19 protein-coding genes, 1 tRNA gene, 2 pseudogenes and 1 riboswitch are annotated in these 15,830 nt (G+C 38.7%); of the genes and pseudogenes, 10 read left to right on the top strand and 12 right to left on the bottom strand.

What is annotated here, in order from left to right:
- Window positions 1–237: 237 nt before the first annotated feature.
- The 3 genes and pseudogenes from U2H13_RS06325 to U2H13_RS06315 all read right to left on the bottom strand — a co-directional run.
- Window positions 238–333 (bottom strand): annotated as a pseudogene (locus U2H13_RS06325) (hypothetical protein); the annotation flags it as partial.
- Window positions 317–546 (bottom strand): annotated as a pseudogene (locus U2H13_RS06320) (hypothetical protein). The pseudogenes U2H13_RS06320 and U2H13_RS06325, both read right to left, overlap by 17 nt.
- Window positions 546–800: a hypothetical protein gene (locus tag U2H13_RS06315; RefSeq protein WP_103526983.1), complete on the bottom strand. Its 255-nt coding sequence runs from the start codon at window positions 798–800 to the stop codon at window positions 546–548. Before U2H13_RS06315 ends, U2H13_RS06320 begins: the two are co-directional and overlap by 1 nt.
- Window positions 801–907: 107 nt before the next feature.
- On the opposite strand from U2H13_RS06315, the gene U2H13_RS06310 reads away from it, so the two are divergent.
- A complete protein-coding gene (locus tag U2H13_RS06310; protein ID WP_230379021.1) occupies window positions 908–1,048 on the top strand; it encodes a hypothetical protein in 141 nt (46 codons plus the stop codon).
- 20 nt (window positions 1,049–1,068) lie between these two features.
- Here U2H13_RS06310 and U2H13_RS06305 read toward each other — a convergent pair whose 3' ends face one another.
- The 4 genes from U2H13_RS06305 to U2H13_RS06290 form a co-directional block, all read right to left on the bottom strand.
- A complete protein-coding gene (locus U2H13_RS06305) occupies window positions 1,069–1,983 on the bottom strand; it encodes a hypothetical protein (RefSeq protein WP_103526984.1) in 915 nt (304 codons plus the stop codon).
- A gap of 121 nt (window positions 1,984–2,104) precedes the next feature.
- A complete protein-coding gene (locus U2H13_RS06300; RefSeq protein ID WP_103526985.1) occupies window positions 2,105–3,682 on the bottom strand; it encodes a hypothetical protein in 1,578 nt (525 codons plus the stop codon).
- Between the two features lie 127 nt (window positions 3,683–3,809).
- Complete coding sequence (locus U2H13_RS06295; RefSeq protein ID WP_095272808.1) at window positions 3,810–4,013, bottom strand: helix-turn-helix transcriptional regulator; 204 nt, start codon at window positions 4,011–4,013, stop codon at window positions 3,810–3,812.
- A gap of 93 nt (window positions 4,014–4,106) precedes the next feature.
- Window positions 4,107–4,544, bottom strand: coding sequence for a hypothetical protein (locus U2H13_RS06290; protein WP_103526986.1), 438 nt, complete (start codon window positions 4,542–4,544; stop codon window positions 4,107–4,109).
- Between the two features lie 305 nt (window positions 4,545–4,849).
- Here U2H13_RS06290 and U2H13_RS06285 point away from each other — a divergent pair, with 305 nt between their 5' ends.
- On the top strand, window positions 4,850–5,215 hold the full coding sequence (locus tag U2H13_RS06285; protein WP_230379018.1) for an acyltransferase family protein: 366 nt from the start codon (window positions 4,850–4,852) through the stop codon (window positions 5,213–5,215).
- 303 nt (window positions 5,216–5,518) lie between these two features.
- Here the strand turns inward: U2H13_RS06285 and U2H13_RS06280 are convergent, their stop codons facing one another.
- A complete protein-coding gene (locus U2H13_RS06280; protein ID WP_103527240.1) occupies window positions 5,519–5,890 on the bottom strand; it encodes a UPF0715 family protein in 372 nt (123 codons plus the stop codon).
- Between the two features lie 203 nt (window positions 5,891–6,093).
- Complete coding sequence (locus tag U2H13_RS06275; protein WP_230379017.1) at window positions 6,094–6,612, bottom strand: hypothetical protein; 519 nt, start codon at window positions 6,610–6,612, stop codon at window positions 6,094–6,096.
- A 702-nt stretch (window positions 6,613–7,314) separates the two neighbouring features.
- On the opposite strand from U2H13_RS06275, the gene U2H13_RS06270 reads away from it, so the two are divergent.
- The 5 genes from U2H13_RS06270 to U2H13_RS06250 all read left to right on the top strand — a co-directional run bounded on the left by U2H13_RS06270 (window position 7,315) and on the right by U2H13_RS06250 (window position 10,971).
- Window positions 7,315–9,093, top strand: coding sequence for a T7SS effector LXG polymorphic toxin (locus tag U2H13_RS06270; protein ID WP_376700740.1), 1,779 nt, complete (start codon window positions 7,315–7,317; stop codon window positions 9,091–9,093).
- 11 nt (window positions 9,094–9,104) lie between these two features.
- A complete protein-coding gene (locus tag U2H13_RS06265; protein ID WP_160216810.1) occupies window positions 9,105–9,497 on the top strand; it encodes a hypothetical protein in 393 nt (130 codons plus the stop codon).
- Between the two features lie 33 nt (window positions 9,498–9,530).
- Entirely contained in the window at window positions 9,531–9,839 is a 309-nt protein-coding gene (locus tag U2H13_RS06260) for a hypothetical protein (RefSeq protein WP_021494071.1), read from the top strand.
- 53 nt (window positions 9,840–9,892) lie between these two features.
- Complete coding sequence (locus U2H13_RS06255; RefSeq protein WP_376700739.1) at window positions 9,893–10,192, top strand: contact-dependent growth inhibition system immunity protein; 300 nt, start codon at window positions 9,893–9,895, stop codon at window positions 10,190–10,192.
- A 422-nt stretch (window positions 10,193–10,614) separates the two neighbouring features.
- Entirely contained in the window at window positions 10,615–10,971 is a 357-nt protein-coding gene (locus U2H13_RS06250; RefSeq protein WP_015388387.1) for a hypothetical protein, read from the top strand.
- A gap of 245 nt (window positions 10,972–11,216) precedes the next feature.
- On the opposite strand, the gene U2H13_RS06245 is transcribed toward U2H13_RS06250, so the two are convergent.
- The 3 genes from U2H13_RS06245 to U2H13_RS06235 form a co-directional block, all read right to left on the bottom strand.
- Window positions 11,217–11,289: transfer RNA gene (locus tag U2H13_RS06245), tRNA-Val, on the bottom strand.
- 139 nt (window positions 11,290–11,428) lie between these two features.
- Complete coding sequence (metC, locus tag U2H13_RS06240; protein ID WP_021495001.1) at window positions 11,429–12,604, bottom strand: cystathionine beta-lyase; 1,176 nt, start codon at window positions 12,602–12,604, stop codon at window positions 11,429–11,431.
- Window positions 12,597–13,718, bottom strand: coding sequence for a methionine biosynthesis PLP-dependent protein (locus U2H13_RS06235; RefSeq protein WP_007610693.1), 1,122 nt, complete (start codon window positions 13,716–13,718; stop codon window positions 12,597–12,599). Before U2H13_RS06235 ends, metC begins: the two co-directional genes overlap by 8 nt.
- A 69-nt stretch (window positions 13,719–13,787) precedes the next feature.
- A riboswitch (SAM riboswitch) is annotated at window positions 13,788–13,913 on the bottom strand.
- Window positions 13,914–14,087: 174 nt separating this feature from the next.
- Between U2H13_RS06235 and U2H13_RS06230 the strand changes: the two genes are divergently transcribed.
- The 3 genes from U2H13_RS06230 to U2H13_RS06220 are packed head-to-tail and all read left to right on the top strand — an operon-like array spanning window position 14,088 to window position 15,787.
- Complete coding sequence (locus tag U2H13_RS06230) at window positions 14,088–14,810, top strand: esterase family protein (protein ID WP_007409075.1); 723 nt, start codon at window positions 14,088–14,090, stop codon at window positions 14,808–14,810.
- A 25-nt stretch (window positions 14,811–14,835) separates the two neighbouring features.
- A complete protein-coding gene (locus tag U2H13_RS06225; protein ID WP_003154969.1) occupies window positions 14,836–15,351 on the top strand; it encodes a YjcG family protein in 516 nt (171 codons plus the stop codon).
- Window positions 15,352–15,355: 4 nt separating this feature from the next.
- Entirely contained in the window at window positions 15,356–15,787 is a 432-nt protein-coding gene (locus U2H13_RS06220; protein WP_029973128.1) for a GNAT family N-acetyltransferase, read from the top strand.
- Window positions 15,788–15,830 lie beyond the last annotated feature (43 nt).

The raw sequence follows: 15,830 nt of genomic DNA, 5'->3' as shown, positions 1-15,830 counted from the left end.
CTGCATCCATTATTCCTAACTCGGTACCTGCCCCCACTGTAAACTACATTTCTGCATTTCTATGTTTCTTGACTTCAAGCTAAGTAATGCTAGAAGGCCAGCAAAACCCATAAGCCGTGCAATACCAGGAATAAAGAAATCTGTTAGGACTCCAAATAATTGCCCTACCTAATTGATAGCACAATCCCTAAAAAGCTGGACAATAAAACTAAATTTTAAATGGCATTTCACCCCTTTTCAAAGCCGCTTCGATTCAACATAATCAAACCGCTTCTGATACAGACCTTCAAGTATAGCAGCCCATTCAACCCACCCTTCAGCAACAATGCTTTTCTACGATTTGAATTTCCCTAACCTCACATTGCACATTACACTTTGTTTTGAGCTCACTTGCTATCTCAATGACTTCATACATTGTTTGCAATTTAGAAGCGCCGTGGAGCTCGCTAGATGTCAAATAACCGTCCTCATCTAACTTAAATGAAATGATTTGAAGTATTCCTTGTTTTCAAACTGCAGTACATAAAGATAATCAATCAAAGGCATTAATCAACCTCTTTAAATAAATTTGTAATCCTCATTACTAATGGCAGCAAACCAATTAACATGAAGAAGGCATTGGCGTTAAGCTTACTTTTGAAAAACAGGCTGGCCAAATTCCTTTCCATGCCCGCTGCTGTTTCTTTATCCATGAGTTCTTTAAACTCTTCATCATAGACCTGATCAACAAAAATAAACTTAATGCCAGTAAATAATCCAACTCCAAGCCAAATAATTAAAAAATAAGCTAATCCAATCATTTGTTCCCTCCCTATATCAAACGGAATTAGGTATTCTTGAGTATGTTGAATAAATTATGGGTGATCTTGTGGAAGAGAAATACGAAACAAACGGGTAGGATACTTCAATCGTTTATGGTTACAAAGAGTATCCTAATGTAAAATATGGTCACTGCGATAATCGCGATTACACTTTGTTCAAAAGCTCTGTGAAGAGTGGAATATTCTTACGTGAATGCCAGCGTTGCGGTATGAAAAAGAGCATTTAGTTTAATGCTCTTTAGCCTGTCTAATCTTCTTCTGTACCAACCTCATATACTTTAATTACTGAAACTGTAGTTGATTTTTCATTTATCTTTAGTGTTTCGGTTCCAACCTTTACCCCTTTAGCCGCTATAAAAACGGATTTCTTCGCAGATGGATTATTTTCGAGTTTATTTCTTATTTCCCAGGTTAAATCCTTAACAGCGCGTCCAACAGTGTTTATACCTGTATAACATTTTATAATGTCTCTATTTGCACCCCTCAAGAAAAAATAAGGATTTTCTAAAGATTTGAGGTTCTTCCATTCTGACATCCAAAGATATCCTAATACATAGAATGCGTTATCTACCTTTTTATTTTGTATATCAATTAAAAGTTTATCGTATGATTTAGTATTATAGAGAACGCACTGATCTTTTAATTCACTATATGTTTTCACTTGTGTTTCTTTGTCAAACTCTTTAAGCTCATTTCGTAATGCAAATAGAGATCTAACGCTAGCCAATTTTTCAATATTAGGTTTTATGGTAAATTTATTTGTTCTATTTAATTTTATTGAAGAATTTTTTTGATCTGTATAGGGGGAGAGACCATCTACATTGGGGCTCTCTAATTCGAATAATGGAACTCTCCATTCGACCCCGTGATATTTGATTCTCTTTTTGTTAGCAGTTTTAATGTTAACGTATTCATTTATATAGTCGCAATTTACATGGTTATTAAGCTCACCTTTTGGGAGCTTACGAAGGAAAAAATATGGTTTGGGATTCTTTCCACGTCCTTTATTATGACTTAACTTAGCCTTACAATTAGAAGTTGGACAATAAAAAATTTCACTTCTATCCTTCATTTCTTTAGTAACTTCTGTTGCCTTAATCGGTTCCAATTTACCCTTTGATCCTTTAACTAAAGCTTTATAAATAGCAGTCCCTCTCCCCATAAAACAAGCCTCCATTTAATTTTTCGCTCACTTTCATACGAATAGGCATAAGAAAAGTTTCAATTCTCTATAAACACTTCTTTTATTAGCAACATAACTTCCACTTACTTATCCCATCCCGTTAAGAAAAGAAGCTGTTAATATTAGAGATTAAATTTTGTAATTCATCTTTTGCATTCTCACTTAATTGAAAATAAAATGAAGCTGCAGCAATTGCTGTGGCAATAATAGAGAATATCACCGTCGTGATTGTGAGAAAAAAAGTGAAAGCTCTTAATGAATTATTTGTTTTAATTTCTAATAATTTAGTTGCTTCGTCTATCATCTTAGCGAAATATTGTGAGTGGTTAAATGTTTTTTCAACTAGATAGCTTGTATTATCAACAATCATATCAGTTACTGCCTTTTCTCTATATTGGGGTCTAGAAGGCTCAAATTCATTTGTCTTTTTTAATGTGGATTTAACGTTATCAAAATAGTTATCACCAATTTCATTTTTGAAACGTTTAAGTATTTGCAAATCTCGTTCTAACTCATGCCTTACATTTATTAGTCTATTATAATTTGGATTTTCTTTTTTTATAGATAAAAAGGTTTTATTCTGTTGAATAGCTACTTTTTTACTTACATCAAAAGCATATTCTCTAATAGCTAATATCGGAAGTAGCCTTTTAGTGAATTCTAGTAATGAATACACAATTTGAAAATCATTATAATGGTACATAGATTGCTTTTGTATTTCCGTGTTGCAAGTAACTTTCAAGGAGCAATCTAAAAAGTGAGGGCTTGTCTCCTCTGAGAATAACTGCAAATATCCATCCTTAGATACATCATAAAAATTATCCATGCCAACAGAACGCCAAAAATCATTATTTAAGCCTTTTTTCTCTCCCTTAATTTCACAAGAAAGTTGCTTTAATTTATAAACCTCAATGCTTGGTGGAATTATTCTGTTATTTGTGAAATACAAATCAAAATATCTGCTGATTTCGTTCATTGTTATCCATTTTAATTCGATTATTAAGTCTTCTAACATTTGATTCTTGATGATTGATTCAGCTAATCCTTTTGCACCCCAAAATTTAAAAAATTTCTTGAGAGACGGAGTGAAAACACTGCTTCCTTTTATGTTCTTCGTTACTAAGCTTTTATATTCATTTAGAAATTCATCCGAAGGCTTTATTAAAAATTGTAAAATAACGGATGAAGAAGTAACATGTGAAGCTTCCACATATATATTATCAACAAACCTTGATAGGCTTGGTTCTATTCCAATATCAATAAAACCAAAGTTACTCCAACGCCCACTATGAATACTTTGTTTTACTTCACTGCAAAAATTATCGATCCGTTCAAATTGTCCATATTCATGTTTTGAAGGAAATTTTTTTATAAGTTTCTTTAGTCCTTTGTTTAAATTATCTAGATTCTCAGTTGGTATATATTCCGCTACATATAAAGATAGTAAATCCAACTCAATGTTATTCGGTTTTTCATTTCTCCAAAAATTTCTGTCCCACCCTTCAATACTTTTCCTTGCATTTTTCAAGACTCGAGGAATGTACTTTGATTTAATGCTCCAATCCTCTTCTAAACGTATTTTTTTAATATACGGTACAAGTAAGTCAGTAAATTTTTTATTGAATTTATCTTTATAACTTAATCTCTTACTACTATATGGGTTTTTTATTTTTATCATGTGGCTCCCTCTTAAAATGTTGATTTTAAATAAAAGTACGATTTTATGTAGACCTAGAAAATTTGTAAGTATTTACTGTTCTTGTAACCTTAGCATAATTCGATCACTTTAAGTGTTCAATATCTTTTTAATCTTTTTTGTAAATCAACAGCTCATGCAGCTCAATGTCTAAATATGTACAGACTTTATCAAGCAGATCCCTTGGATACCGCTCCATTTCATCATGATAAAGCTTCCTAACTGTGTTAAAACCATGGTCAATATCATTGGACAGCTTTCGAATACTGATATTCCTTTCGTCTATTATCGGCTTTAAATTTGATTTAATCAATTTAACTACCCCACATTCATTATGTATGATCACTTTAAATTATCATCATATGCATAAAAAAGGTCAAGGATATACCTTGACAATGTACTAAACTTACCAGTCAAATGAATCTTCATGTTCAAATCCATAAATACCTTTAATCCACACATCTCCACAGCCTGGATTCTTTGTAATCTTTAACACATGATTGCGATTGGCATCTCCTTCTACTCGATCTGCAGCAGTATAGTCGGCATAGTTCCCTACAAACTGCTTTTCACTACGTGGGAATACCCAGCCAGCAAGAGTTATCCTACTGATTTTCATATTTAGAGTACACCCCTCAGCATTGCTAATTGTGAATTTGTAGAAGAGCCAAGTGCGATCATAAGTCCGATCAAAATAATCTGCCATTGAAAAACTCTCTGAATCCTCACTCATGTGAAAATTCACGTTTTTGTAGTCTAATGTAAGCTTCGCCTCAGCACTTGGTGTGTTAAAACTCAATATAAAACCAATGCAAATCACAACCAAAAAGATTAGCTTTTTCATTTCCTCTCCCCCTTTTTCCAAAATTATACTATATTTGAAATAAAGGTGAAAGAACAGGCAGAAGCTTCTTGATTTCCCTATATTCTCTATGATATAGCTAGATATACACGTATCTATGAATATCTACATGTATTTATAAGTATCTATACCTCCCTGTACCACACAAATATACCTTATTGAGAACAAAAATATTAATTTTAGTTCATTTTTAAGAACAAATCTTCCATTTTTATGATATAATCATCACTGCTTATAAGCAACCTTACTGCTTATTCGCCATATGGTATAGGAAAGAGGTTCTTTTAATGAACGTAAAACATTCTAACTGTTTCTTTGTTATCAGGCTGTTTGCTGCTCTTTGTGTGTTGATTGGTCATGCTACAAGAGATCTAAATATTTCTGTCTTTGGTTATACCCCAGAGAGCAAAGCAATATTTCACACCGGCATATCAATCTTCTTTTTTCTAAGTGCATTTTTTCTTTTCACTTCCTATGAAAGATCCAGGCTTAAAGGGAATAATGTAACTGATTTTTATTGGAGCAGAATCACCATCAGAATCGCACCCGCTATATACACCTATGCTATCGTCTCCACCATCCTGTTAATTGTTCTAGGAGCTCTTTCATTAACAGTATTCACTACTAAAGAGTACTGGACATGGCTTCACTGAACCGGTTAAACGATATCCGTATGGGAATTTTCATATGGCACATGGTGATTATCAACATCTTCTTGTAGGCCGAAATTGATAAAACATTGTCTGATTACCCGCTGTTGACAATTGCTGTTACTGCTGCCATCGCATTTCTTTATACAGAATAGTGAAAAAATCCGGTCTTAAATTACGCAATATAAAGACAAACAAGCCAGTCAAAACGAAGATTGCCAGATGATGGAAAAGAGCTGTTCTTATGTAGGCAGCCCGAATCCCGTTTAGCATGAAATGGCGTTTTTATTCTGAGTGCTCAGCTACTTAACCCGCAACTTCCTGTACAAGAATAGAGTCCCAAAGCCAAAAGATCAGAGCAAATAATACGCTGAATAAATATATCTCATAACTCGCTAGTATAGACCCTATTGGATTATAAGGTTCAAAGAGAACGGCCATGATTAGCCATGTAACAAATGAAGATACTGTGTATATTAAGAGATATTTTAAATTGAACCTTCTAGGTTTTCGGTTTAAGATAAGCTGCAATGGCAATTCAAAAATTAAATAACATGTCAACATGATCCCGCTAATTATAAGATAAGGGACATATTCAGCTTGATTCAGGATGATAACATATACCAGTGTGGCACATATGACCGACAGAATAAGGACAGCTAGGTATCTTACCACCATCAAATCTATCTCCCCCCTTGCGATTAAATTTCGTAATAATAAGGATTTGACCCAAGGATAGATTCGGCCCTTATTTTCACACCATTCAACAAATCCCTTTGATTGTTCTTCTTTAAACAACAGCCAGTAATTCAACAAATCTTGATAATAATTAAGTTGTTCGTTATTGCTTTTTCTTGTTTGGTGACATTCAAGCTTGTTGTTCAACTGCCGGGACTTGGTAAAAGTGTTTGATCTTCTTTAATATCGCCTAGATATAAATCTTCGGATATGTGATGAAATGAATACCACAAGGTGTTCAAATGAATATCAATTAACGTTAATAAAGATAATTGTTCATTACTCCCACCTAGTCTAAGTGCATTATTCAAGTAATCAACACGGTTTTCAGTATTTAAAAACACACCATACCACCTGTATGGTCTTGGATCTTCGGGGTTACTCTTCATCCATGCTTCAAGCAGAGGCTTTAAAAGAGCCATTTCCAAAGGGTGAACAAGTATATGGTGAATATCATCTGATGTTTCTAATAAAGCAAATAGCCAACAAGCAAAATTCTGTTGTGCATGATTATCCCACGTCTTGGCTTCATCGATAAAGGAAGATAATGCTTTAAGGGATTCTTTACGTAATCCTTTTTCTTTGAGAAAGCAAAACTTTTCAAATAATGGGTATTCATCTAATCTGTCATTTTTCAAAATATTAGTTAAGATATTTATCATTGTTCACATCTCTCTTTGTTAGAGTAAAGACGTGTTTAAACTTAAACCATCTGAAACACGGCATACAATGCAACTTCAGCTACAAGCAAATAAATCATATATCTAGCATAATTGAATACATCTTCATCAGTATTTTTCTCTTTTTTAAAAGTCCATGCAAATAAACCTAATACAGTTGCCACTAATGCGATTTCAATTATTGTTAATATTTACATACCTTCCTCCTAAAAAAGAACAGGGTAAATAGACTTATGTTAACTTTCATTCAATTAAGTCTCTTCAGTCAGGATTTATCTTATAAAAACTTTCCACTTCTTCATGTTCATCACCTTCAATGAGTTCAAAGCTGCCCGGTACATTATACATTATTTTCCGTTAATATATCAATTCCGGTTAATAAATCACCTGCATCTTGAATTACGCCATTTTCATCTTTTACACACTACAATTCATTATCTAAAAATATGTTCCAGCCTTTTAACTGGCTTAATATTTCCAATTCATTCAAACACTGCCGAGTAATTCCTGCACTCCGGTTTCCCATCCATAAGCTCTCTTCTCAAATGCTTAATCACATAATTAAAAGGACAAAGAAGTGGGTCAAATGATTCATTTTACCATTTTAGATAGTACATTGACCTTATTCCACATTCCTCCATGGTAAAATCTTGTTGAAGTATTTCGAATGAAAGGATTATGGTCATGAAAGTTTTCGAAGCAACCACCCTCCTCGCCGCTGCCAAACAGCGTGCCGATGAATACAAAAAACTGCGCGGCCAGATGGTCAATCTGAAAAAAGCGTTTCAAGGTGTGGCTGACCTCGGTGACAGCGACTTCTCAGGCCGGGGCGCAAATAACATTAAAGCTTTTTTCAAGGACCACGCCGGCGTCACAGACAGCTGGCTTGATCTGATCGATATGAAAATCGCATTTCTCACAAGCCTTCCCGGCAAGGTCGAAGACGCCGGACTTTCCAATTCGCATGTGGAGGAATCATTTCTGGAGCATGAGCTCACCCACGCCCTTAGTAAATCAAAGGCGATTATGGAAGAGCAGAAAAAGGACATGCGCTCCATCCTCGGAGAGATCGAAGACATCATCTCGCTTGATCTGTTTTCAACCGAAAGCACAGATCAGAAGCTCTCTTCAGCTGACAAAAAAAGAATCGAAACGATACATAAACTCGGCAAACTTGATCACGATCTAACGAAAGAATACGCAGAAACCGAAGCAAACGAACAGTTCATCCAAGCCGACTTTCAGCAGCTCCAAAACGTCACGGGCAAAGGAAAAAGCGCCACGCCGCTTCACTACAACGCCAAAGCATACCGTGAAAGCGACATACATAAGAAAAAAGGCGATATCGCAAGACATTCGGATGCCTATTTGACGATTAAAAAGGAAGAAGCGAAAGAGCGTGAAATCAAGGATCTGAAGAAAAAGCTGGCTGATGGCGTAACCGACCCGGATGAATACTTAGAAATCGCCAAAAAGGTTGGCTATGAGAATCTCACCCCTGAACAGCTTGAATTTGTTTCATTTCTGGAACAGCGTAAAGCTTTCATGGATAACGGAAAAGAAGCATTGCAAATCATAGGTGATGGCGCCAAAGGTCTGCTTGTTGGTGTATACGATCTTGCCAAAGATACCGGTGAAGGAGCACTTCAACTCGGACGGAATATCGGTTGGACAATTGACAACTTAAACAAAGATCCTCAAAAAGTTCTGGATACTGTTCTGGAATACGACTATCTAGGTGTCTTTCAAAGTATGGTTGACACATTGAAGGATGATTGGGATAAAAAGATGATTCACGGGGATGCATATACACGGGTGCACTATGTTACTTACTTGGGCGGAAGTCTTCTGTTATTGAAAGGCGGAAAGTCCTCTGTCTCAACAGGCTCAAAAGATCTTGCTAAAGTTGGTGGCACAATTAAGAAAGGCGGAAAGTCTGTAAAACAGTTTTACAAATCTCCTGTCAATCGGTATACTCCTGCATTAGAAGGAATCCTTCAAGATGCTGAGAATACTATTAATGTGAAGAATACACCACTCCTAAAAAGAATAGCCGATTCCACTAAAGGTAGTGTACTCTTTAAATCAATCAATGGTAAGTCATCAAAAAACAAGACAGTTAAAAAAGGCCTTTCCAAAAAATCAAGAGAAGTTGCGCTTCCAAAGGTAGACACATATGAACAAGCTAGAAATGAGGCGCTAAATCTAATTGGTGATTTAGGAATAGATTCAAAACCTTTTATAGGTACTTTATCTAAAAGCGCAGGCTTTGGTAAAGTTACTGGCCGAATGTCTGGAGATAATAAAGTCCTTTGGAGATTAGATTATGACCCCGAAAAGGGACCTCATATAAATGTTGAGGATTATAGAAATGGAAAAGGAGATAAGGCAAAGAAATATTATATACCTTTTAACGGAAACGAAGATACTTATAAATCCCTTTTAAAACATTTAAATAAATAGGAAGTGTTAATATGACCTTATACGAAGAATGTCTAGAAGCTCTTGGAGATAACAAAGAAGTCCTCACTATTTCTGAGACACGTAAATATCATGAGCAACTTGGCGAAAGTTTCCCCTTCACATCATGGGGAAGAATTAAATGGGATGAAGTAACTTATCACAGATCTATTGATTACGCTGAAGATATTGATGAATGGTTAGTTGAGAATAAAATAGCTAATAAAACTGTTATTCTCCTTTGGGCTTACGGTGATTATCCAGCTGTAAAAACCAGCTTAGACAACGCCTTAAACGTAATTGATGATGTAACTGCTGTAGGTTCAGATACCTTCATGTTCAGCGAATCTGGTTATGTTATTGAATTTTTCCATGATGGAGATGTAACAATAGGAAAAGCAATATGAAAATATTAGCCCTTCTTAGTTAAGAGAATCAATATGAATTTAGAGAAAAAAATGAAAGATATATTAATTAAAAGAAAAAAACTTAATCTTAATGATGACTATGGCATTCAAAAAAGTTGGGATGAAATAATTGAAGTGCTCTCAGAAAACGAAGAAAATACAATCAGCTATCTAGAAAATTGTAATAAAGCAGATTTATATTGGGTCAGTGAGGTATTTGAAGATTTAGCTGAAAGTTTGCAAAGTAAAGAACTTATTGATTGTTTAAGAAAATTAGATGAAAAATACTCTGGCCTAGAAATGACAAATGATATTGATATAGCAGAAAGTTATATAGAATAATATACGTACCATCTCTTATATTTGAAGATAACGATTCTTGGTGGTGGTAAGCAATGATTGAAATTAAAGTTTCTGATCCTGTATTTAGATTTCTCGGTGGACATTTCCACCAAGATATAGAGTCTCCGGAAAATGCACTTGATGAATATTTAAATGAAGCATCACAAAAACTAAAAGAAAGAGTTTTAATAGCACTAACTGAGTTTGTAAATAGTGATCATTCAGAAGAAGACAAGAATGAATTTATAGAGGAAGCAGCGGATGGTATATACTTTCCTGAAGACGATATAACTCCATTAGAATGGCTTAAGCAAGTCACTGAACAAATTAAAAAACATCTTAAAACAACATAGTTAGAAAAAGAGCCCTCTTATAAGAAGGGCTTCTTTTATAATTTCAATTTCACTTCTAGCTCCGCTTTCGTTTTTAGTCCGTAAATGCCGTATGTCTTCAAAACAAACATGGACTGAATCGTTCGACCGCATTTTTGATGACAGATAAATTGAAGTGGTATAAACTGCAGAAAAAGAGTGTAATAAAAAAACCCATAATAATGGACTTAATAATGCTAACATGCTACTAATATCTTCTCTTCCAAGAGGTTTATATAAAGGACTTAATTTATATTCTCCCAATTACATTTTATGGGATTTTTACCATCTCTCTGATGAACAAAAAGTCGATAAACCATATTGGCTGTATTAGATGTAGAAATGTATATTAATAAAGATGGCTCAATAGCTACTGCATATCCTTTATATAAAAAACCAAGGGAATGATTGATTTTATTATGGAATATTCATTTGAATGTAAAAGAGACCATTTAGGATACTTACGAGTAGTTCTCCCCGCAGAGTTAGAATACTTTTCTGATTTCATTGAAGACATTGTTTCGGTAGATGAAGCTGATGAATACTTGAAAATGATTCAAGACGTATTGGATGGTTCCTCTGAAGAATATGAGATTCAACTAAATACCACCGTTGCATATATAAAAGAAGATCAAACGGTCATAGAACACCTTTATACAGAAAATGAAAACGATAGAAACTCCATGGAGACAGAAAAATTCAAAAAACTTATACTCGACTGGAGAGACAAGATCCCCCAAAGGTATAAGAGTGATGATTAAAACTTTAGGTCCCTTGAAATTCAAGGGACCTTTTTATTACCTTAATCCCGCTTCAAGTTTCACTTTGTTTTCGATCCGCAGTTACTATCTGGAGAACTCATAAGGAACGGTCTGACAAATTTTCGATTTTCAGTGCATAATAGCTATCAATGCCATTTCCTTGCCCTTCTTACTGGAATAATGTAAGCCTCTAGAGCCGTTTCAATAAAAAGTAAAAAACCCTTGCTACGCAAGGGTTTTGGCTATGATTCCGACTGGGCTCGAACCAGCGACCTCTACCCTGTCAAGGTAGCGCTCTCCCAGCTGAGCTACGGAATCATGATATGTATGTGTTGCTGGGTATGTTGTTGTCTCTCTGACATTTATAATTATATATCCTGATTTCTCATTCGTCAACACTTTTTTTATCTAAAATAAAAAAAAGGGCGCGTCGCAAAATTGACGGCGCCCTTTTCGTTTATGATCTCACTTGGGCGGGGGTTATTTTTTTCAATGCCTGTTCGAAGTCCCGTTCTAAATCTTCGGCGTTTTCGACTCCGACGCTCAGGCGCAGAAGGCCGTCTGTGATGCCGCGTTTCTCCCTCTCTGCTTTCGGCATGGCGGCATGCGACATGGCTGCAGGGTATGAGAGAATGGACTCGACGGCGCCGAGGCTGACGGCAAATACCGGAAGCGATACGTTTTCGACCAGCTTTTTGACGGCTTCTTTGCTTTCCAATTCAAAGGACAGGACGGCGCCCGCTCCGCTCGCTTGACGTTTATGGGTATCGGCTCCCGGGTGTCCGGCAAGGCCGGGATAGTAAACGTTTTTGACGGCGGGATGCCCGTCAAAATAGGCAGCCAGCCGCTCAGCCGTCCGGCTCGCTTTTTCCAGTCTGACCTGCAATGTTTTTAAGCCGCGCAGCACGAGCCAGCAATCTTGCACGCCAAGGACAGCGCCAAACGAGTTTTGCAGCTTATACAGCTGATTGCCGAGCTCTTCATCTTTTACGGCGGCAAGGCCTGACAGCACATCACTGTGTCCGCTCAGGAATTTTGTTGCGCTGTGAAGCACAATATCAACACCGAGATCAAGCGGACGCTGCAGTGCAGGTGTCATGAATGTATTATCCAGAAAGGTCAGACAGCCGTTTTCTTTTGCAAGCTGGACAACCGCTTTAATATCAGTAATTCCAAGTGTAGGATTTGATGGTGTCTCCATATAAATGACCTTTGTGTTCGGCTGGATATTCCGCGCCACTTCGTTGATATCCGTCATATCAACAAACGTGTGCTCAATACCGAAACGGGACAGAACCTCAGTCACCATGCGGAATGTTCCGCCGTACACGTCCTCCGTGACGAGGACATGGTCGCCTTGGGATAAGAGCAGAAATGCCGTCGAAATCGCCGCCATACCGGAGCTGAAAGCAAAACCTCTCGTTCCGCCTTCAAGACCTGCGATCGTTTCTTCAAGCGCTGTTCTTGTCGGTGTGCCTGAGCGGCTGTAGTCATATGTCCCGAATTCTTCAAATGAGGACTGATGGAATGTGGAAGCATGCTGGATCGGCACGCTGACGGCTCCGGTGGCTCCGTCTGTTTTAAATGGATTGTGCACAAGCTGGGTTTCCAGCGTCCAATTGTGATTACTCATATGATACGGCCCCCTCTTTTACTTGCTGTAATGCCTGCTTGACATCCCGCTTCAAATCTTCTGCATGTTCAATGCCCACTGAAAAACGCAGCAGACGGTTGCAGACGCCGTTTGCGATACGGATGTCTTCCGGAATGTCCATGTGCGTCTGCGTCGCGGGATATGTAATAAAGCTTTCCACCCCGCCGAGACTTTCTGCGAAACAGATCGTTTTCAGCGCCTTTAAAAACGGATTGACCCATTCCTCTTTTTGCAGCCGGAAAGACAGCATCCCGCCTTTTCCGGGATATAACACGTCGGCGATTTCTTCTTCCTGTTCTAAAAATTCTGCAAGTTCACGGGCGTTTTCTTCATGACGGCGCATTCTGAGTCCGAGTGTTTTCATCCCTCTCATTAAAAGCCACGAATCAAACGGCGGGAGAACCGCGCCGATCGCATTTTGGTGATTAAACATGATCTCGCCGAGCTCTTCATCCTTAACGACAGCCAGACCGGCAAGGAGATCATTGTGCCCGGCTAAATATTTTGTGGCGCTGTGAATGACGATGTCCGCTCCCAGTTCAAGCGGGCGCTGTAGCACCGGGGTATAAAACGTATTATCCACAATTAAAAGCAGGCCGGCTTCTTTCGTAATCCGGGCAATTTTTTCAATGTCCGCCTCCTGCATTAACGGGTTTGTCGGTGTTTCAACAAATACCGCTTTCGTGTTTTCCGTTATTTTGGAGCGTAAACAGTCTTCATCGCTGAAATCATCGTAAATAAAGCTTAAGCCGTATTTTCTCCATTCGTTTTCAAACAAACGGTACGTGCCTCCGTATAAATCGGAGGATACAATCAATTCATCCCCGCTTTTAAACAATGCCATAATGGTTTGAATGGCTGCCATTCCCGAGCTGAAGGCAAATCCTCTCGCACCGTTTTCCAACACGGCGATGGCGTCTTCGACGAGCTGGCGTGTCGGGTTTTTCGTGCGCACGTAGTCAAAACCTGTAGATTCTCCTATTCCTCTATGGCGGTAAGCGGTGGACAGATAAATCGGCGGACTGACCGTTCCCGTTGCTTCTTCGCTTCTATTTCCGATTTGGGCTAATTTTGTATCAACATGCTGCGTCATCAGTAAGCACCATCCTTTTTCAAAAATAAAAAAGCCCCCTCTTCATAAGAAGAAGGAGCTTTTCTCTTCCTCTTATCTTCCAAGCATGTGAATCGCTTGCTGGATTTAGCACCTTGGCACTTTGCCTTCCCGCGGCAAAGCAAACCGGTTGCTGAGGTTTCAAAGGGCCAGTCCCTCCACCTCTCGTGATAAGAATATTGTTTTGTATTTTCTGATTGTTCTATATTAACGCACAATAAAATGGATTTCAACAACTTTTTATTTATCTGAACTCTCGCAAGAAGTGCATCTGAAGAAAGAAATTTCTAATAATTCATGGTACAATAGGAAAAAACCATCAAGACAAGAAGCGGCCTGGAGGAATGCGAAGTGGCATCGAAAAACGGAATCATTCATGAGAAAAAACTTTTCTCCCATGAGCTTGAAGAGGAAATGACCGTTTTGGTCTACCTGCCCGCCACCTTCTCCCCCCTGTATAAATATCATACGGTCATCGCTCAGGACGGCCATGATTATTTCAGATTAGGGAGAATCGGGCGGCAGGCGGAAGAGCTTATGTCAAAAGGGGAAATTGACCGCTGCATCATTATCGGCGTCCCTTATAAAAATGTGCGGGAGCGAAGAAACACATACCATCCAGAAGGCTCTAAGTTCGCCTCATATAAGCGGTTTATCGCAAATGAGCTCGTTCCTTTTATCGACAAAGAATACCCGACTTATCAAGTCGGATACGGCCGCACCATGATCGGGGATTCCCTCGGCGGAACCGTTTCGCTCATGACGGCGATTGACTATCCGAACATGTTTGGAAACGTCATCATGCAGTCTCCGTATGTTGACGGGCACGTGCTGGATGCCGTCCGGCAGTCGGAGGATCTCAAACAGATTTCCGTTTATCATCAAATCGGAGAAAAAGAAACCGGCGTTCACACGACGGACGGCCAGGTTCTTGATTTCACCGCGCCGAACGAAGAGCTCAAACAGCTGCTGGAAAGCAAACAGTCCGAATACACGTATGAAACCTTCGACGGGGATCATAAATGGACCTACTGGCAGCCGCTCATCACGCCGGCGCTGAAAAAAATGCTGTAACCATTCATTTAAGGAGGGAACTTTCATGAAATACGGTATTGTTTTATTTCCATCAAAAAAATTACAGGATCTCGCAAATTCGTACCGGAAACGCTACGACCCGAGCTACGCGCTCATTCCGCCGCATCTGACGGTAAGAGATCCGTTTGAAGCGACAGAACAGGAAATCGAGCAGGTCGTATCACAGCTGAGACAGACGGCGAAAGAGTCGCATCCGCTCGTTCTGAAAATCACAAAATACAGCTCGTTTTCTCCTGTGAATAATGTGATATATATGAAAGCAGAACCGACGGAGGAATTAAAATCTCTGAGTGAGAAATGCTACTCAGGAGCATTATCCGGCGAGCCGGAATACAGCTTCGTTCCGCATGTCACGGTCGGCCAGAAGCTGTCGTCAGATGAACATTCCGACGTACTCGGACAGCTGAAAATGCAGGACATTTCCCACGAAGAAGTCATCGACCGTTTTCACCTGCTCTATCAGCTGGATAACGGCTCATGGACTGTGTACGAAACATTTTTATTAGGCGGAGGAGAATAACTGCTTGGAATCCATCATCGCAAAAACTGAAAAACAGCTGAACGACGCTTTTTTCGTCAGAAAAGAGGTCTTTGTTAAAGAACAGCACGTTCCGGAAGAAGAAGAGATTGATCAATTCGAGGACACGTCAGAACATATAGTCATATATGACGGCGGCCAGCCGGTCGGAGCCGGCAGATGGCGCATAAAAGACGGGCATGGAAAATTAGAACGCATCTGCGTGATGAAAAGCCATCGTTCTTTAGGCGTCGGAGCCGTCATTATGCAGGCGCTTGAAAAAGCGGCGGCAGCCAAGGGCGCCGACAGCTTTCTCTTACATGCGCAGACGCAGGCGGTTCCGTTTTACGAAAAACAAGGATACCGCGTCACATCCGGCGAAGAATTTCTCGATGCGGGCATCCCCCATCTGGAAATGATAAAGGAACACAAACGATAAAATCAAAAGCACTCCTGTTTATAGCAGGAGTGCTTTTTTTATG

Origin of the sequence: Bacillus sp. A1, assembly GCF_042296235.1 — a bacterium.
Lineage (GTDB): Bacteria > Bacillota > Bacilli > Bacillales > Bacillaceae > Bacillus > Bacillus velezensis.
This window is presented reverse-complemented; position numbering and strand designations above follow the sequence as displayed.

What these genes read in the sequence shown, in the direction of transcription:
- U2H13_RS06225 (WP_003154969.1), top strand. Translation starts at nt 14,836, where the DNA reads ATGAAATACGGTATTGTTTTATTTCCATCAAAAAAATTACAGGATCTC.
- U2H13_RS06260 (WP_021494071.1), top strand. Translation starts at nt 9,531, where the DNA reads ATGAATTTAGAGAAAAAAATGAAAGATATATTAATTAAAAGAAAAAAA.
- U2H13_RS06270 (WP_376700740.1), top strand. Translation starts at nt 7,315, where the DNA reads ATGAAAGTTTTCGAAGCAACCACCCTCCTCGCCGCTGCCAAACAGCGT.
- U2H13_RS06285 (WP_230379018.1), top strand. Translation starts at nt 4,850, where the DNA reads ATGAACGTAAAACATTCTAACTGTTTCTTTGTTATCAGGCTGTTTGCT.
- U2H13_RS06250 (WP_015388387.1), top strand. Translation starts at nt 10,615, where the DNA reads ATGATTGATTTTATTATGGAATATTCATTTGAATGTAAAAGAGACCAT.
- U2H13_RS06315 (WP_103526983.1), bottom strand. Translation starts at nt 800, where the DNA reads ATGATTGGATTAGCTTATTTTTTAATTATTTGGCTTGGAGTTGGATTA.
- U2H13_RS06275 (WP_230379017.1), bottom strand. Translation starts at nt 6,612, where the DNA reads ATGATAAATATCTTAACTAATATTTTGAAAAATGACAGATTAGATGAA.
- U2H13_RS06300 (WP_103526985.1), bottom strand. Translation starts at nt 3,682, where the DNA reads ATGATAAAAATAAAAAACCCATATAGTAGTAAGAGATTAAGTTATAAA.
- U2H13_RS06255 (WP_376700739.1), top strand. Translation starts at nt 9,893, where the DNA reads ATGATTGAAATTAAAGTTTCTGATCCTGTATTTAGATTTCTCGGTGGA.
- metC (WP_021495001.1), bottom strand. Translation starts at nt 12,604, where the DNA reads ATGAGTAATCACAATTGGACGCTGGAAACCCAGCTTGTGCACAATCCA.
- U2H13_RS06280 (WP_103527240.1), bottom strand. Translation starts at nt 5,890, where the DNA reads ATGGTGGTAAGATACCTAGCTGTCCTTATTCTGTCGGTCATATGTGCC.
- U2H13_RS06265 (WP_160216810.1), top strand. Translation starts at nt 9,105, where the DNA reads ATGACCTTATACGAAGAATGTCTAGAAGCTCTTGGAGATAACAAAGAA.
- U2H13_RS06290 (WP_103526986.1), bottom strand. Translation starts at nt 4,544, where the DNA reads ATGAAAAAGCTAATCTTTTTGGTTGTGATTTGCATTGGTTTTATATTG.
- U2H13_RS06235 (WP_007610693.1), bottom strand. Translation starts at nt 13,718, where the DNA reads ATGACGCAGCATGTTGATACAAAATTAGCCCAAATCGGAAATAGAAGC.
- U2H13_RS06305 (WP_103526984.1), bottom strand. Translation starts at nt 1,983, where the DNA reads ATGGGGAGAGGGACTGCTATTTATAAAGCTTTAGTTAAAGGATCAAAG.